The sequence below is a fragment of the Vibrio xiamenensis genome, assembly GCF_900100015.1.
In the GTDB taxonomy this organism is placed as follows: Bacteria; Pseudomonadota; Gammaproteobacteria; order Enterobacterales; family Vibrionaceae; genus Vibrio; species Vibrio xiamenensis.
On the sequence record NZ_FNDD01000004.1, the window covers coordinates 1 to 15,616 of the forward strand.

At 48.6% G+C, this 15,616-nt stretch carries 15 protein-coding genes and 1 riboswitch; of the genes, 10 read left to right on the plus strand and 5 right to left on the minus strand.

The window, feature by feature from the left end; all coding sequences use genetic code 11:
- From BLS03_RS25810 to thiE, 5 genes are all read left to right on the plus strand, one after another.
- Positions 1-190: hypothetical protein (locus BLS03_RS25810; RefSeq protein ID WP_218121996.1), on the plus strand; the 190-nt coding region annotated here is incomplete at its 5' end.
- A gap of 90 nt (positions 191-280) precedes the next feature.
- The gene (locus tag BLS03_RS04525; protein WP_093269264.1) at positions 281-496 is read left to right on the plus strand and encodes a hypothetical protein; all 216 of its coding nucleotides are present in this window, start codon (positions 281-283) and stop codon (positions 494-496) included.
- Between the two features lie 138 nt (positions 497-634).
- Positions 635-732: riboswitch (TPP riboswitch) on the plus strand.
- Positions 733-811: 79 nt separating this feature from the next.
- Positions 812-1,669 carry a bifunctional hydroxymethylpyrimidine kinase/phosphomethylpyrimidine kinase gene (thiD, locus tag BLS03_RS04530; RefSeq protein WP_093269267.1) on the plus strand — a complete coding sequence of 286 codons (858 nt, stop codon included), beginning with the start codon at positions 812-814 and terminating at the stop codon, positions 1,667-1,669.
- A gap of 36 nt (positions 1,670-1,705) precedes the next feature.
- On the plus strand, positions 1,706-2,497 hold the full coding sequence (gene thiM, locus BLS03_RS04535) for a hydroxyethylthiazole kinase (RefSeq protein ID WP_093269269.1): 792 nt from the start codon (positions 1,706-1,708) through the stop codon (positions 2,495-2,497).
- A 10-nt stretch (positions 2,498-2,507) separates the two neighbouring features.
- The gene (gene thiE, locus BLS03_RS04540; RefSeq protein WP_093269272.1) at positions 2,508-3,137 is read left to right on the plus strand and encodes a thiamine phosphate synthase; all 630 of its coding nucleotides are present in this window, start codon (positions 2,508-2,510) and stop codon (positions 3,135-3,137) included.
- A gap of 293 nt (positions 3,138-3,430) precedes the next feature.
- On the opposite strand, the gene BLS03_RS04545 is transcribed toward thiE, so the two are convergent.
- Positions 3,431-4,363, minus strand: a complete 933-nt coding sequence (locus BLS03_RS04545) for a DMT family transporter (protein ID WP_218121982.1) — start codon at positions 4,361-4,363, stop codon at positions 3,431-3,433.
- A 79-nt stretch (positions 4,364-4,442) separates the two neighbouring features.
- Here BLS03_RS04545 and BLS03_RS04550 point away from each other — a divergent pair, with 79 nt between their 5' ends.
- The 5 genes from BLS03_RS04550 to BLS03_RS04575 all read left to right on the plus strand — a co-directional run bounded on the left by BLS03_RS04550 (position 4,443) and on the right by BLS03_RS04575 (position 10,254).
- A complete protein-coding gene (locus tag BLS03_RS04550; RefSeq protein ID WP_218121983.1) occupies positions 4,443-5,000 on the plus strand; it encodes a helix-turn-helix domain-containing protein in 558 nt (185 codons plus the stop codon).
- Between the two features lie 607 nt (positions 5,001-5,607).
- Positions 5,608-5,958 carry a hypothetical protein gene (locus BLS03_RS04560; protein WP_093269278.1) on the plus strand — a complete coding sequence of 117 codons (351 nt, stop codon included), beginning with the start codon at positions 5,608-5,610 and terminating at the stop codon, positions 5,956-5,958.
- Positions 5,959-6,050: 92 nt separating this feature from the next.
- Positions 6,051-6,560 (plus strand): hypothetical protein, encoded by a 510-nt coding sequence (locus BLS03_RS04565; protein ID WP_093269280.1) that lies wholly within the window; start codon positions 6,051-6,053, stop codon positions 6,558-6,560.
- Positions 6,561-6,932: 372 nt separating this feature from the next.
- A complete protein-coding gene (locus BLS03_RS04570; RefSeq protein ID WP_093269283.1) occupies positions 6,933-7,379 on the plus strand; it encodes a hypothetical protein in 447 nt (148 codons plus the stop codon).
- Between the two features lie 511 nt (positions 7,380-7,890).
- Positions 7,891-10,254, plus strand: a complete 2,364-nt coding sequence (locus tag BLS03_RS04575; RefSeq protein ID WP_093269286.1) for a response regulator transcription factor — start codon at positions 7,891-7,893, stop codon at positions 10,252-10,254.
- 52 nt (positions 10,255-10,306) lie between these two features.
- Here the strand turns inward: BLS03_RS04575 and BLS03_RS04580 are convergent, their stop codons facing one another.
- From BLS03_RS04580 to BLS03_RS04595, 4 genes are all read right to left on the minus strand, one after another.
- Positions 10,307-11,245: a DUF1177 domain-containing protein gene (locus BLS03_RS04580; RefSeq protein ID WP_093269289.1), complete on the minus strand. Its 939-nt coding sequence runs from the start codon at positions 11,243-11,245 to the stop codon at positions 10,307-10,309.
- A gap of 127 nt (positions 11,246-11,372) precedes the next feature.
- Positions 11,373-12,950: an ABC transporter substrate-binding protein gene (locus tag BLS03_RS04585; RefSeq protein ID WP_093269292.1), complete on the minus strand. Its 1,578-nt coding sequence runs from the start codon at positions 12,948-12,950 to the stop codon at positions 11,373-11,375.
- Positions 12,951-12,968: 18 nt separating this feature from the next.
- Positions 12,969-14,048 (minus strand): S-methyl thiohydantoin desulfurase family protein, encoded by a 1,080-nt coding sequence (locus BLS03_RS04590; protein ID WP_093269294.1) that lies wholly within the window; start codon positions 14,046-14,048, stop codon positions 12,969-12,971.
- A gap of 1 nt (position 14,049) precedes the next feature.
- On the minus strand, positions 14,050-15,615 hold the full coding sequence (locus BLS03_RS04595; protein ID WP_093269297.1) for a hydantoinase/oxoprolinase N-terminal domain-containing protein: 1,566 nt from the start codon (positions 15,613-15,615) through the stop codon (positions 14,050-14,052).
- Position 15,616 lies beyond the last annotated feature (1 nt).

The following is a 15,616-nucleotide window of genomic DNA, read 5'->3' on the forward strand; positions in this document are numbered from 1 at the left end:
GTTTTGTGGTTTTGTGGTTTTGTGGTTTTGTATGATGCGCTTTACGTGCACCGATCTCTTTGTGCTGTGCGAACGCGCACCAGTTCCTTTTGCTGGCTCAAAAGGAACCAAAAAGCCTTTTGCTTGTTTGCCGCTGGCCGGCACGGTTATAGGCGCGTCCTGCGCCGATAACCTAAAAATTCATCCTTGAATTTTTGCCTAGCGATTGGGTTTATTACTGTTCTCAACTTGGCAAATAATACCTCTCGGTAAACCAAACATCGTCATTCCGGAAATCAGAATGAGTTATCCGCAATCTAGTGTTTTGGGCGATATTCCGTGTGTGCTGATTTGTATGATGCGCTTTACGTGCACCGCTCTCTTTGTGTTCTGCGAATGCGCACCAGTTCCTTTTGCTGGCTCAAAAGGAACCAAAAAAAAGCCTTTTGCTTGTTTGTCGCTGGTCGGCACGGTTATAGGCGCATCCTGCGCCGATAACCTAAAAATTCATCCTTGAATTTTTGCCTCGTTATTACGAACAGATTCATTATCCTCTGTGATTTGTTTTCATCTAATAACCAAGACTTGGTCTGCTTTCTAAAATAACGCATCGGTTTTGTTGCTGAATTTTGAGTAGCTTCTGATAGAATCGTTGGGTAAATAGTCGGGGAGCTGAAAAGCTGAGATCGCGCTGCGAGACCCGTTGAACCTGATTCAGTTAGCACTGGCGTAGGGAACTATCAACTTGTCTTGAGAAGGCGTGCTTTGCCATCGCTGTCTTTCTCGTGAGGCATTTTTTAGTCACCTTATCGCTGATGCGTAAGGAGCTAAAATGAGCCATCTTTGCCAAGCGATACCCTCAGCAAACACATTGTCGCCCAAAGTACCCATTGTTTTGACCATCGCCGGTAGCGACAGCGGCGGCGGCGCTGGCATCCAAGCCGATATTAAAGCCATTTCGGCGACGGGTAGCTACGCCTGCTGTGTGATTACCGCCATCACGGCGCAAAACACCCTTGGCGTGCAATCGATCTTCCCAATTCCACTGCCTGAAATTGAAGCCCAGCTTGATTCAGTATTCAGCGATTTAAATATCGTCGCAGTCAAAATTGGCATGCTGGCCAGTTCTGAGATCATTAAACTGGTGGCGCGAAAGCTCAAACAGTATCAACCCAAACACATCGTATTAGACCCGGTGATGGTCGCCACCAGCGGCGACTTACTTGTCCAGCCCGGCGCCATCACAAGCTTAATTGAACATCTGCTGCCTATCGCCTCAGTCATCACACCAAATATTCCGGAAGCGCTCACGCTCATTGGTGAAAATCCAGGTCATTTTAATGGCGATATTGAGGCGCTATCTCACACGCTGAAAACCTTGCCTACTCAGGCAATTTTGCTTAAAGGCGGGCACCTGCAACCACAGGATGCCAGCATTGATTGGCTAATCTCTAAAGCGCAAGTTGACGCCTTTTCTAGCGAGCGAATCAATACTCACAATACCCACGGCACCGGTTGCACGCTTTCCTCGGCAATGGCCTCGTATTTGGCGCAAGGAAGCAGCCTAGTTGACGCCGCCCAGCAAGCCAAAAACTACCTCACCGAAGCCATTCGCAGCGCCGATGCGCTGAATATAGGCCAAGGGCATGGGCCAGTTGACCACTTTTATTCGTTGCACCGCAGCGCGTAACTGCTCGCTTTCGACTCAATCAGAAAGGAATTTTCAATGACGATTCAACATATTATCGACGCTCTTCATCAAGTGCGTGAACAAAAACCTCTGGTGGTTAATATGACCAACTATGTGGTGATGAATAACAGTGCTAATGCCCTGCTTGCTATTGGTGCATCACCAATCATGGCTCACTCACAGCAAGAGATGGCTGAAATGATGAGCTTTGCCGGCGCTCTGGTGGTCAATATTGGCACGCTCGATAGTGCCTGGATTACGCGAATGCGCCACGCGATTGAACAAGCCAATCACTACCAAAGGCCAGTAATTTTAGATCCGGTTGGTTGCGGCGCTACCAAGCTTAGAACCGAAACCGCGCGCGAATTTTCAGCCCTTGCGAAGCGCCTGACGATTCGCGGCAACGCTTCAGAAATCATTGCCCTCGCCGGCCAAAAATCCCAATCCAGAGGCGTCGACGCCCTTGACTCAAGCGAACAAGCCGTGGACGCTGCTCGGCAATTGATTGAGCGCTATCAGGCCAACGTAGTAGTGTCTGGGCCCACTGACCATATCCTTACTGATCAAAGCCACATCACCTTGCATAATGGCTCGCCGATGATGCCCTATGTGACCGGCACTGGTTGCAGCTTAAGCGCGCTGACTGGCGCGTTTGCCGCCGTTGGCGATAATACTGGCCTTAGCGCTGCCTCAGTAATGGGCGTCGCCGGAGAATTGGCTAGCAAAATCAGCCAAGGCCCGGGCAGTTTGCAAGTTAACTTGCTGGATACGCTTTATCACCTCGATGCCAAGGCGCTGACTCAGCATTTAGCTATTAACGCACATTAGGGCTTTACCGATGCATTCCCCAAACTATCAACTTTACCTCGTCACCGACGACCAAATTTCCGAAGCAGAGCTCATAGCTATTGTTGAGCAAGCAGTGTTAGGCGGCGTAACCATGGTGCAGATACGTGAAAAGCACGGCGATACACGGCGCTTTTTACGTAAAGCCCAAATCCTTAAGCAAATGCTGCAAGGCACCAACGTGACGCTGATCATCAATGATCGCGTCGATATTGCCCTCGCAGTTGATGCCGACGGCGTGCATCTTGGTCAGCAAGACATGCCAGTTGAAAACGCCAGAGCGCTACTTGGCGAAAATAAAATCCTTGGCTTATCGGTGGAAAGTCACCAACAGCTACTCGACGCTAATGCGCTAGCGATTGATTATATTGGCCTCAGCGCCATCTATAACACCGCCACCAAAACCGACACCAAGTTTGAATGGCAAATTGACGGTTTAAAATGGGCCCTTGAGCATACCCACCACCCTATCGTGGCGATTGGTGGCATTAACGCCAAGACGCTCACGCCGATTGCACAAACGGGTGTGGATGGTATTGCCGTGGTGTCGGCAATCTGCCATGCGGATGATCCTCGGGAGGCAGCGCGTGGATTACTCATGCAGATTAAGCAATCTCAGTAGGCTTAGAATATAGTGCCCTTTGTTGGCGAGCGCTTTAGTGGAAATTTGGTTTGAGTGGGATGGTATGATGCGCTAATACTGCTGCGCTTTCTTTGTCATCTGCGATAGCGCACCAGTCACTCTTTGCTGGCACAAAGAGTAACCAGAAATGCTTTTGGTATCTTTGGTGTTATCCGGCACGGTTTTAGGCGTTCCCTACGCCGAAAACCTAAAAATTCGTCCTGAATTTTTGCCTCGCGTATTGACCTAGATGGACCACGCATAGCGCGATCACAACAATTACAAAATTGAAGTTATGGGTTGCGGTCAACGAGTTCGATGGGCTTACGGGCCGTTTTGCGTTTGGGCCGATATTCGCTGAGCAAAATACTCATCACCACTAGCGCGCCGCCAAACAGCGCAAGTGGTGAAAGCCTTTCTCCGGCCATGCGGCCAAAAATGCCCGCCCACACGGGTTCTGCGGCGTAGATAACCGATGCCGTTGACGGTTCCACCACGCGCTGTGCCCAGTTCATCACCAATTGAATAAACGCGCTGGCGATACCAAGGCCGACAGTCAATGTCACCAAGGTGGTAGAAAACGGCGGTATGCTGGTTTCGCCCAGCATCGGCATGGCGATAAAAGCGAACATCGAGGCAAACAGCAGTTGCAGTGCCGTCACGCGTTGCAAATTGACTTTGGGCGCGAAATGGCTGATCAAGATGATTTCACACGCCACCGCAAATGCGCTAAGAATGGTGACCAATTGGCCAAAGTTAAAAGAGAGCGCCGTTAACTGTTTACCTGAAAGAAAGATCAAGCCGATAAACGCCAAAACAATTCCCAGCAAGCTCATGAAATGGGGAATTTTTTTAAACGCAACCCAGAGAATAAACGGTACAAACGGCACAAATAATGCCGTGAAGAACGCCGATTCTGAGCTGGTAATGGTTTGAAGACCAATGGTTTGCGCGCCATAACCGACGGTCATGGAAAAACCGATCACCACCGCCGCGCAGAGGTCTTGCTTGGTGATATGCTGCAGATGCTTAAATGAAATCAAGCCAATTGCAAACGCTGCTGCGGCAAAACGGCAGCCGACAAAAAACATTGGCGAGCTTGCGGTAAGGCCGTGTTGAACCAACAAATACGTGGTTCCCCACACCATAGTAACCAACACCATCGCAAGGTGCGGTGCTTTCGCCGCCAGTTTTTGAGTTAATTTGTGTTTCGATATCATTGTCATTAAGCATTCATCGGTGCAATATAATGCACAAACTACCTTAAACTGCACATTGGTGCAATATACTGCACAAGGAATATTTTTGACTGACTCTCAAACCGCGACAGTGCTTGAACACGTCGCCGCCAATTTAAAGCGTCTGCGCGCCAAGCATCAGCTCAGCCAGCAGATGTTAGCTGACCAATCTGGCATCAGCAGGCGCATGATTGCCGCACTGGAAATTGGCAACGCGAATATCAGTTTGTCGAAACTCGACCAAATTGCCACGGTGCTTGGCGTAAGCTTTGCCCAGTTGGTGAGCCCTTTTGACAGTGAACGCGCAACCAAACGTAATATTCTCGCCTGGCGCGGCAGTCGCCCCGGCAGCGAAGCGTATCTCTCCTGCTCGTTTAAAGACACCAATCAAGTCGAACTTTGGATGTGGACTATCGCCCCCGGCGACCAATACGAGGCCGAAGCCGACCCTCAAGGCTGGAATGAAATGCTGCACGTTATCGAAGGTTCGCTCACTCTGTGCTTTGCCAATCACACTCAAGTATTGTCGGCTGGCGAATCGGTGGTATACGCCAGCTCGCAGCCGTATTGTTATCGCAATCAAGGCGAGGCAATGGTGAGGTTTGTGAGGAATGTTATTGGTTAGTGTTTGGTTTTTGTCATTAGTGGATTTGTATGATGCGGGCAACTAGCTGGTTAATATGATGCGCCATAAGGTTGCCAATTTCTTTGCCATCTGAGATGGCGCACCAGTCACTCTTTGCTGGCACAAAGAGTAACCAGAAATGCCTTTTGTATCTTTGACGCTGTTCGGCTCGGTTTTACGCGTTCCCGACGCGGAAAACCTAAAAATTCGTCCTGAATTTTTGCCTAATGAGTTGGCTTAACGATCAATTTACTCTGCTCTACTCAACCTGTTACCGAAAACAAATAAATGATTGCTTGGTAGTTGTCGCATATTGAATCTTAGCGCTTAACATCAATAGATCATCAAGAGCAATGCTAGAGCTTTTAATATTAGTAATAATAGAATATTTAACATCCATCGAGATAACCTTATACACCCTAAAATATACAATTTCCGGATTACTGATTGGGGTAATAATTATTTGCTTTTGGGACTTTAAAACAACGCCGAGAAAGCTATTGAACATAGCTAGCATTACACTGATTTTGACGTACCGAGGATATCAACAGGCACTCCTCCATCTATCTAATTAATAGTGAGTGAAAATATATATTTGGAAGATACTATGAATAAATTAATTACTTTAGCACTGTGTTGCGCTATAAGCCCTATCGCTTTTGGCAGTACTTTAGTCACCGATAATTATATCGTTTCCATCGAGTCAAATTGCGCAGAAGGTAATGTAACTTGTGATGACGTAACCTATACCGGGAAATCAAAATCAACGGGTAATACGATTACGTTAAAAGGCACAACACTTCATCGCATGTGTTCAGATCGAGTCACTCCATGCCAATTCATCGGTTATGAATTTCACAATGGCAATGTCACATACTCTGTAAAAGAAACTGGTGTTTTAAGCGTAATTCAAAACGGTAAGCTGCTACTCAAAGAAAACGGCAAATGGGAATGGTGACCATATTTCTAGGAAGCATGAAAAGCGGCTAAAACCCACGCGAATTATTTTTGAGTGATTTCCGGTGTAAAAATAATATTAAGGAACATTGAATGAAACAAATTTTAGTGGCAATGACGATTCTGTTATCTCTTTCAGCTTGTGATCAAAGGTCTGCTAAAGAAATAGGCGAGGCTCTTGCTCAAGAGAAGGTTGACCTGATACAAGGTGTAGGGGGCGTTGTAAAAGAACAAGGGGAAGGCGTTGCTTCTACAGTCGCTGAAGGCGTAGGAAACGTATTTTCTGGGCTTGGAAAAGGGTTTGACGAATCACTAACAAAAAAGCAGATCAAAGTTGATGCAAATATATCGGCAACAAAAGTAGAAATTAGTCGTGCTCAACAAATTACGTCAAGTACGAAAGAAGGAATGTCGGTTTATATTCTGTCAAAAGATGGCGTAGAAGGAAGCTTCATTCTCAAAGCCTTTTCAGGGGAAAAGGAAGTTGGAAGAAGCGATGCCCAAGTTAGCATTGAGAAAGATGGTGCTAAGTTTGTCGATTTTGAGTTTGATAATAGGACACCATTTGGCTCTGTAGACTATTACCTCTTAAGTGAAAAATAAAGAATGAAACAATGGCGTTCAAGAAACTTTGTCCAAAACTCGTTAGCCAACAATTCCATTAAACTAGGCAAAAATTCATGGATGAATTTTTAGGTTTTCCGCGTCGGGAACGCGTAAAACCGGGCCGGACCACACCTGAGTACAGAAAGGCGCTTTTGGTTCCTTTTGCGCCAACAAAAGGAACGGGTGCGCTATCGCAGATAGTAAATAAACCGCCGCTGGTATAGCGCATCATACAAACCCGCCCAGCCAAACCAATTCAAACCCTCACCTTTTTTAAACCAACAATAAGTTTAAAAACCAACCTATTTGCGCCGCATATCAAGCGTTATATCAGCTTTAAAAAAGCGAGTTTAGAGCGGAGCGATAGATTTGAAATCAAACGAGAATAATACTATTAACTTCGAATTCTCAGTAGAAGGGTATGAAATAGTAGCATCTGTCAGTAAGGCTTCTGGTCAAGAAATAACCACAATTAATGGTGACATTATATCCAGCAAGCGTAACTTATACCGGAATTCAACTCATGAGTTTCAGCTCGATGGGAAGCGGTTTAAAGTTAATCTTCAAGTGCAAAGCATTATCAAAGGTATTTATGTATGCACGTTAACTATTGACGATACCGTTATTGAAACACTCCAATATAATTATGAAAAACCTGAAGGTTTTCATCGACGGATTCTCGCTTTATTGTTCATGTTCTGTGGCGCCCTACTTATAAATCATAAGATTGCGCTTGCAATTTATATCGCTGTTTTATTTCTAGTTACCGGATTTTTAAAAAATAGAGAAATGAAAAAGAAAAACTCTCGAAATTGACATTTAAAAATAGAACTCCTATCCCAAAATCCAGATTCCGGGTAGCTCATACTGAGCTTGTGGCATGACGGTGGCGAGTAATGCTCGCAATCGACACATACAATTCACATCAACAATGCGTAACCAAGCCACAGCAAAATAACCACAACACAAGAAACCCAAACCATAGGCAAAAATTCATGGATGAATTTTTAGGTTTTCCGCGTCGGGAACGCGTAAAACCGGGCCGGACAACACCTGAGTACAGAAAGGCGCTTTTGGTTCCTTTTGCGCCAACAAAAGGAACTGGTGCGCTATCGCAGATAGTAAATAAATCGCCGCGCGCAAAGCGCATCATACAAACCCACTCACCTAAACAACAACATACAGACCAACACCACCCCAAAAGCCCACCCTCTACATAAACTTCCCATTTATAAATCCACCAAATATTTCACCAAAAACCTATAACAACACACCGCTACCGTGATAACTTCCTATCAGACTCATTGCTAACAAGGAAGTTACTCGCATGCAGCCTCGGCTTTCGCTGATCCACACCTTAGGCGCGATCAAAACCCCGATCGTGATTCTGAATGGCCTACCCGGCAGTGGTAAGTCGGTGGTTCTCAAGCAGCTTGCCCAATATCTAAATCGCGATATTCGCACCAGCTTGCCCGAGCCTGCCGACCATCCAAGCGGCGCCGAACTCTTCTGGGACCCGGTCAGCGGCGCGTTTCAACAACACCTTCAGCAAGTATTACATCGTTTGCCAAGCCTCGAGCAGCGTGGTCAAACCCTGTTTATGACCGCCTGTTGGGTTGGCGAAAACCATTGGCTTTCATCAGCCTTGTTGTATCAAAAAGTCACCGTGATAGAGCAGCAGCAACTGTTTATGTCTGAGCACGAAATCCAAGCTTTGCTGCCTGAGGCAAACGCCAGTGAAGTGTGGCTGCAAACCGCCGGTTGGCCAGTATTGGTGGCGAACTGGGACAATATCGCTGCGCAGCGTGTTCGCCACTCTTGGCTCGATTTTATGCAAACGCGCATTTTGCCGCAGTTGCCGTTTCACGAGCAGCGGCTGCTGGTCGCGCTGGCGTTTTGCCCGGTATTGAAACAGAGCGCCATTCACGCCGAGCCGCTGAATATCGAAACCATGGCCCCACTAGTGCAGCTCAATAGCCTTGCCGAACTGCGCCTTGGCGTGCCCTATTTACGCGCAGTACTCAAAGAGATCGCCAGTAAAGAAGTGCGACTGTTCCAAGGGGCGATGCGCGTTGTTTCCAAGCATTATCAGCAAAGTGGTCAACGCCTTGAGGCGATTCAGACCGCGATTGAATCCAATAACCTCGATTTGGCGCTACAGTGGTTTAAACACAGTGGCGGCGGTATGTACGGTTATTACCACGGCTTTCAAGAGCTGGATAAAGTGCTGGCACTGTTTCCTGAACTCATGCTTAGCCAAGAACTGCATTTAGCGTGGGCGAACATGTTGTCGCTGCTTAAATCGCAGCAGTTTTTGCAAGCGCAGCATTTTCTTGAAAAGCTATCCCTCGACTCATCAGGGCATTTTGAATCACAAGAAGATCGCGGCATCGTCGCGCTGATGAAAAGTAAGCAGCGTGCTTATTTCTCGCCGCAAACGTCTGCGCAGCAACTTCTTCAGCATCGCCAACTGGAAAAGGAACTCGCAGGGCATGACGGTGCGCTGATGAGTTACTACGCGTCAGCATCGGTGACCCACTCCAATAATGGCGAATGGTTTCAAGCCTCGGTCTATCAAGACAAAGAGCTGGCCTTGGCGCAAAAGCACGACATTCCCTACCTGATTTTTTATTGCCACTTTAATAAAGCACGCTTTGACCTGCGCATGGGCTACCCGGAGCGAGCACTGAGCAATATCGAGCAAGCCGACATTGCCCTTAAGCGCGTCAGTTACTACCCGACCCTCACCTTTGAGCGAAACTTTGTTGATTTGGTGAGTGGTATTCACCAGCTGATGAGCGGCAATATGCAAAAAGCTGCCAAGCTGTGGGATAAAGTCGCCACCCTACGTAAACACTCAGAAATCTGGCCCGACTTTTTGATGCAGTTTCATCTGTTTGGTCTGTGTACCAAGCTGCTCGAACATTCCATGGATGACGCGTATCGCTTGCACGACGAACTGCGCTACGAATACCAATTAAGCTTTACCGACGACAGCGGCAACGTGTTTTTCTCTCTGCTGCACATTTTGATTTTGCAGCAACAAGAGCGCTGGGTGGATGCGCAAAAATACCTCGACATGCTAAATGCAACACCAGAAAGGTTAAGCGCCAATGTGCGCGAACTGCACCATTATTTGGCGCTGCGCAATCAAGTCGGGCTGATTTGTATTCATCAACAAAAACGCGCCGTAGCGCCGCTCGATAACAGCATTCAAACCACGCCGCTGATGGAAATCGCCAGCGAAATTCAGCATATCAAACTGCTGTGGTTTAAACGCGAATACAGCAAAATGCAGTCGCCTCTGGCGGATCTTTTAGTGCGTTGCTATCGATTGCAATTTTGGTTTGTACTGCTGTTGGAAAGTCAGTGGCTCAATGCGGCGGTGCAATGGTTGTGGAAGAAAGAGAAACAGCGCCATCTGAATACGCAATTGGAAGAAGCAACTCGCGCTTGGCAGCTGCGCCATCAAGCGCTCAGCATCCAAACTGAGATTGAAGAGCTTAGTGCCAAACAGCTGCAAGTGATTCAACGTCTGGCCGAAGGTTTATCAAATAAGCAGATCGCCCAGTATTGCGGTATCAGTGAAAGTACCGTCAAATTTCACCTTAAAAATCTGTTTAAACAGTATCAGATAAAAAACCGCCAGGCCTTATTGGCACTGGCGAAATCCAAAAAGTGGATCAAATAACACAGGAAAGGAGTTAATCGTTGCGATAGGCTTTGGCCTATCTAAAGTTGCACTACGCTTGCATTGGGTCGGTCACCAAATGTTGCATCGAGCCATAATGGGCAACTAAGCCGTTAAATTGCTCGGCGTCGTAAAAGTCACATTCACCGCGGCCATAGGCTTTGGCAACCTCAATACAAAACTTCGCTGCATAAGCGATGTCGGTTTCGTGGCTTGCGCCGGTGGCGCAGCCTGGTACCGCCACTTGGGTAGTCAGGGCAAGTCCAACTACCGGCGCATCGGTCGCGGTGGCGGGCTGCATAATGCTGTTAATGTGATAAAGATTGTTGGAATACGGCGTGATGTCGGCGGTTGAAAGCGGCAAGCACAGCGCCGGCTCTCCGCTGACAAATTCCATCAACCGCAGCAGATCTTCAGCGGGATGAAGAATGTAGCCCTGCTTGACCGTTGGTGAAATCGCCACGCCGCGCTGATTTAAAAAGCGGTTGCCTTTGGTGGTATCAATCGAAATCACTGCGTCGCAGCGCTCGTCCACTTCGTAACCTAAAATTTCTGCGGTGGTGACTGGCGAGTCCATAAAATCCACCGGCTTGTGCGGTCGAACTGGCGCATTGGGGCATATGTGAGTGGTGATGATCACATCCCCGGCTAAACGATCGCCTTTGGCCGCCATGGTCGCAAGTTTGTCCGCTACTGCGAGCGCAGCAATCGCACCATCGGCATCCGATACCAAACCAATGCGCGCAGGACGTGCGCCAATGCCGCCTAAACGGCCAATCACACCAAGGGTTGGCGCGCTGCCACCTTGTGCTTTTCCTTGAGTGCCGACAATTTCAATCTTCAGCACATCGGTAAAACCCTTGCTTCCTGTGACCCTGTCACGTGATACTTTAGTATGATCGCGACCATAGAACTTCTCGGCGACTTGCGCGCCATCAATATGCGCGTCATCCAACAGCTCATAAAATTCCAATGTCTGTTTTAAGGTCATAAACAACCGTCCTTGTTGGGATTACCCGAGTTAAATTTGAAACTTCACATTCGGTTTCAATTGCGTCTTGATTAAGCGCCCTTGTGGGCGCTTATGACTTAACGCTTAGCTTAGTGCTACCCAATCTTTATTTGCGGTTTGGTCGGCACAGCCAGTTGTATTTCGAGAAGTCGTAGTAGAAGCTTTGAATCGGTACGAATTTCATGTCGCTCAAACAGTCGTTAACCGCTTGACGGTAACGCGTGGTTTGCAAGAACGCATCGACTTGGTTATCCACAATGTACTTTTGCAGCTTCTTGTAGATGGCGTTACGTTTATCGGCATCCAGCTCAGTACTGGCTTGATCGATCCACTCATCCACTTGCTTGTCGTTAAGCCAAGACATCGATGCCCAAGAACCGGCTGATTTCGACGAGTATTGGTTGTAGAACACCGACAGAGGCGATGAGTACGTTGGACCAAAGAAGATTTGGTTCACGTTTGGCGTCGTCTCTGGCTTGGCGGCGATTTCGGTCACGCGGCTCCAAGGGTCAGCTTGCAATTTGACATCAAAACCAATGCTTTGCAGGTTAGCCTGCATCATCAGCGCAATCTCTTCTTCATACGCAGAGCCGGCGACATAGCCGAGCGTTAGCGGAATTTTTTGCCCTGCATATTTAGACTTTTTGACGTACTCTGCCGCTTTAGCAAGGTCCAAGTGCGGCGCTTCTAAACCATCTAAAAACGCGTCTTTAAACAGCGATGCCAACGGCCCAGCCATCGACTCACCTGGGTGCAGCTCGGTATTGGCCAAATCGTAATCGATAGACAAAGCAATAGCTTTACGAATGTTCACGTCATCAGTTGGCGCTAACTGGTTGTTAAACTTAATGTAATAGCCAGTTGCAGTGCCAAGGTTTTGAATGTGGTAACCCGGAATTTTATCGATCGCCGCCAAGGTTTCACTGGCTTGGTATGTACTGCTGAGATCCAGCTCGCCTTTATTGGCTAGTGCTTTGATGGTTGACTCATCTTTGGTGATCAAAAGACGCACTTTCTCGAGTGGGTTTTGTGGGAAACCTGCGAAGTAATCATGATTACGCTCTAGCACCAAACGGCTACCGCGTTGCCATTCGCCAAGGCTGTAAGGGCCGGTACCCAAAGAGTGAGAAGAAAGGTAGTCTTCTGACCACTTGCTGCCTTCATTGCCATGTTCAAGCGCTACGCTTTGGTCGATAACAAACAGCAGCGGCGTCATTGCAAGAAATGCAGAAGACGGCTGTTTAAGGGCGAATTTCACCGTGTGTTTGTCTACCGCGCTGACGCCATCAGCGGCCAAAAATGGTTTAAAGAAGCCCGAAACACCTTGGTTGATGGTCAGCAAACGTTGCACTGAGTAGACCACGTCAGACGCTTTCACCTCATCGCCATTTTGGAATTTGGCGTCTTCGCGCAAGTGGAAAGTAAAGGTTTTACCATCGCTCGACACATCCCAGCTTTTCGCCAGCAGTGGCTGAATTTTACCTGTGGTATCAGCGGTGGTGAGGCCGTCATACAGGTTTACCGCCATCATGTATTCGGTGTAGTCACTGACTTTAGCCGGGTCGATGGTGCCTACAATTTGAATCAAGTTGACGGTCGCGGTGAGGTCATCGTATTTTTCTGCCAGCGCAGGCTGAGCAGCTAAAAGCCCAGAGACCAAAGCAACAAGCGGTTTGTAATTCATAACTAAATTCCTTTTAGGTTAATTTTGTTCAAAGGGTTGATAGCTGACATCTGGGTAACCAAACGCTTTAGGACCAACCACTTCAAGTGCGCGGCTAGAGCGCAGCAATGGATGACACGGAATGCCCAGTACCGCCACTTTTTGGCCGTAACGCAGCACTTCGGTGGTAATCGCATGGCCAGTTTCGATATCCAAAATGATGATCAAATCCGGCACACTGCACTTCACTTCTCCGTTGATACGGAAAATGAGGTTTTCGTTTTGAATGTCGACGCTCGCTTGCTCATTTGAGAAATTGGCAATGCCTTCCAGCTGCAAGTTACCGCGAGTAAACCCGGCCACCATTTTGCGTTCTAAATCGACAATCTTGCCTTCAAACAGCACTTGGCCGTTCTCTTGGCGACAAATCTGCTCAATCGGGTTGAGATTGGCTTTGTTGGCTTCCATTACCGCAAGGCCAAGGTTGCGCGCTTGAGTAACTGTGCCCGGCACCGCGTATTGCTTGACGAACTTACCGCTCATCGGCGCTTCCACCATGCCTGCACCTGCACCCATCTGCACCACGCAACTGCGCGCTAAACGCTCAAGCCACAGCTCGCTGACCAGATGTTTGAAAATCACCGTATTACCGTGGGCATCGGACATCGCCGCTGGCATACTGCAGTGGCCATAAATACTGAACGTGGTCATCTGCATTTCAGGAAAAGCGCGGCCCATGCCATCGCCATCGACCAGCGGAAGATCCATGATCGCGGCAATTGCCGCTGGACGAATGCCGTTGGCACCGCCGATTTCCACCGCGATAATGGCATCGACTTTACGTCCAACTTCTTCTTCGATAGCGCGTACCGCACGCACGATTTCGTTGCCTTCGCAGATCTTTTCCATCGACACCGCTGGCGCACCGATGTTACCAACCGAAATCACCAACGCATCGTCGTCAAGTTCGCCAAGGCTCATCAGCCGTACTTTGGCGCCGCGGCGCATTTCCGCAATCGCGTGCAGTTTGCCGTAATACGGGTTACCGCCGCCGCCCGTACCCAAAATGCCGGCACCAATTTCAATCGCTTGAATGTCTTTTTCTGTTAACTCTTGCATATTAAAACTCCAATTCGCCGACCACTTTGACGCGAATGCGCGTGGCATTACCCGGTAAATACGCGAGCGGAACATCTTCTTGATCGACTAACACGACCGTATCGGCTTTCGCTCCCGCTTCGATGGCTTTGTCGGTGGCGGCTTGTTTTGCCTGTGCCAGCGCCTCGTCACGAGAAATGTTTTCTAAGCTGAAAATACGGTCGACCTCCCCACTCACCTGTGCAATCGCTGCCCCTACAGCGTTTGCCACAGAGAAGTGGTTCGGTCTTATGGTTTCCAAATCGCCGATTTGCTGGGCCGCAAGGACCGAGCCACCACCGACGACAATCACAGGAATACGCGCGGCTGACAGGCGGTTTTTCTCCACCACATCAAAAATAATTTCATCCATCACCGCCAGCGCTTGATTAACCTGTTCAGCATCTAGGCTGGCAACGTTGCTGGCATCGCCCACTTCGGCGCGCCCGCTGGCAACGGCGATGTCGGTCGCAGTCAGATCACTGCCGCCAAACACCCAAGCTTTTTCGCTGATTTGATAGCCGACACTGTCTGGGCCGATGGTGATGTTTGGCTTGGCTTGAGCGGCTTTTTGACGCACTAAGCTGCCGCCGCCAAGGCCAACACTGACCATATCTGGCATGCGAAAGTTGGTGCGCACGCCGCCAACATCGACCGACATTGCTGCTTGGCGCGGAAAGCCTTGCTGAACCAAACCAACGTCTGTGGTGGTGCCACCGATATCGACCACGATCGCGTCTTGCTCACCGGAAAGAAATACCGCGCCGCGCATAGAATTGGTTGGGCCGCTGGCAAAGGTCAGCACTGGGTAGCGTTCAACAAATTCGGCGCTCATTAGCGTGCCGTCATTTTGAGTGATGAAAAATGGGCAGTTCAGGCCACAAACTTTGAGCGCGTTAGCAAAGGCTTGCACGGTTTTACGGCTCAGCTGACGCAGGCTCGCGTTAAGAATCGCAGCGTTTTCACGCTCTAAAAGACCGATGCGTCCCACTTCGCAAGACAGCACCACATCGCACTCTGGATGCAGCTCTTGAATCAAATCTCGCACTCGATATTCAGTGTCATCGTTGACTGGGCTAAACACGCAGCTGACCGCGACCGAATTAATGCCTTTTTGCTTTAATTCCAACGCGATTTGGCTGATGTGCGCTTCATCAAGCGGGTTAATTAAACGACCGTCAAATTCGTAGCCGCCTTTGACCAGATAACAACCGCCATCAAGCATGGTTTGAATGTCTTGAGGCCAATCTGCAAACGGCGGCACGCTCAACGTGGCCGGTAAACACACGCGGATCACCGCGGTTTTTTGCAGGTGTTTACGTTCAACCACCGCATTGGTGAAATGGGTGGTGCCAATCATCACGCCGCTGATGTTAGCGTGCGATACGCCCGACTGTTCCAACACCACTTTGAGCGCATTCTCGATGCCTGAAGTGACGTCTGCCGTGGTCGGCTGTTTAGTGGCTGCCAGTACCGTGTCGTTTTGCATGATGACCGCATCGGTATTGGTGCCGCCAACATCAATTCCTATCCTATAATTGGATTTCATT

What these genes read in the sequence shown, in the direction of transcription:
- BLS03_RS04590 (WP_093269294.1), bottom strand. Translation starts at nt 14,048, where the DNA reads ATGCAAGAGTTAACAGAAAAAGACATTCAAGCGATTGAAATTGGTGCC.
- BLS03_RS04560 (WP_093269278.1), top strand. Translation starts at nt 5,608, where the DNA reads ATGAATAAATTAATTACTTTAGCACTGTGTTGCGCTATAAGCCCTATC.
- BLS03_RS04580 (WP_093269289.1), bottom strand. Translation starts at nt 11,245, where the DNA reads ATGACCTTAAAACAGACATTGGAATTTTATGAGCTGTTGGATGACGCG.
- BLS03_RS04575 (WP_093269286.1), top strand. Translation starts at nt 7,891, where the DNA reads ATGCAGCCTCGGCTTTCGCTGATCCACACCTTAGGCGCGATCAAAACC.
- BLS03_RS04525 (WP_093269264.1), top strand. Translation starts at nt 281, where the DNA reads ATGAGTTATCCGCAATCTAGTGTTTTGGGCGATATTCCGTGTGTGCTG.
- BLS03_RS04545 (WP_218121982.1), bottom strand. Translation starts at nt 4,363, where the DNA reads ATGACAATGATATCGAAACACAAATTAACTCAAAAACTGGCGGCGAAA.
- thiE (WP_093269272.1), top strand. Translation starts at nt 2,508, where the DNA reads ATGCATTCCCCAAACTATCAACTTTACCTCGTCACCGACGACCAAATT.
- BLS03_RS04595 (WP_093269297.1), bottom strand. Translation starts at nt 15,615, where the DNA reads ATGAAATCCAATTATAGGATAGGAATTGATGTTGGCGGCACCAATACC.
- BLS03_RS04585 (WP_093269292.1), bottom strand. Translation starts at nt 12,950, where the DNA reads ATGAATTACAAACCGCTTGTTGCTTTGGTCTCTGGGCTTTTAGCTGCT.
- thiM (WP_093269269.1), top strand. Translation starts at nt 1,706, where the DNA reads ATGACGATTCAACATATTATCGACGCTCTTCATCAAGTGCGTGAACAA.
- BLS03_RS04565 (WP_093269280.1), top strand. Translation starts at nt 6,051, where the DNA reads ATGAAACAAATTTTAGTGGCAATGACGATTCTGTTATCTCTTTCAGCT.
- thiD (WP_093269267.1), top strand. Translation starts at nt 812, where the DNA reads ATGAGCCATCTTTGCCAAGCGATACCCTCAGCAAACACATTGTCGCCC.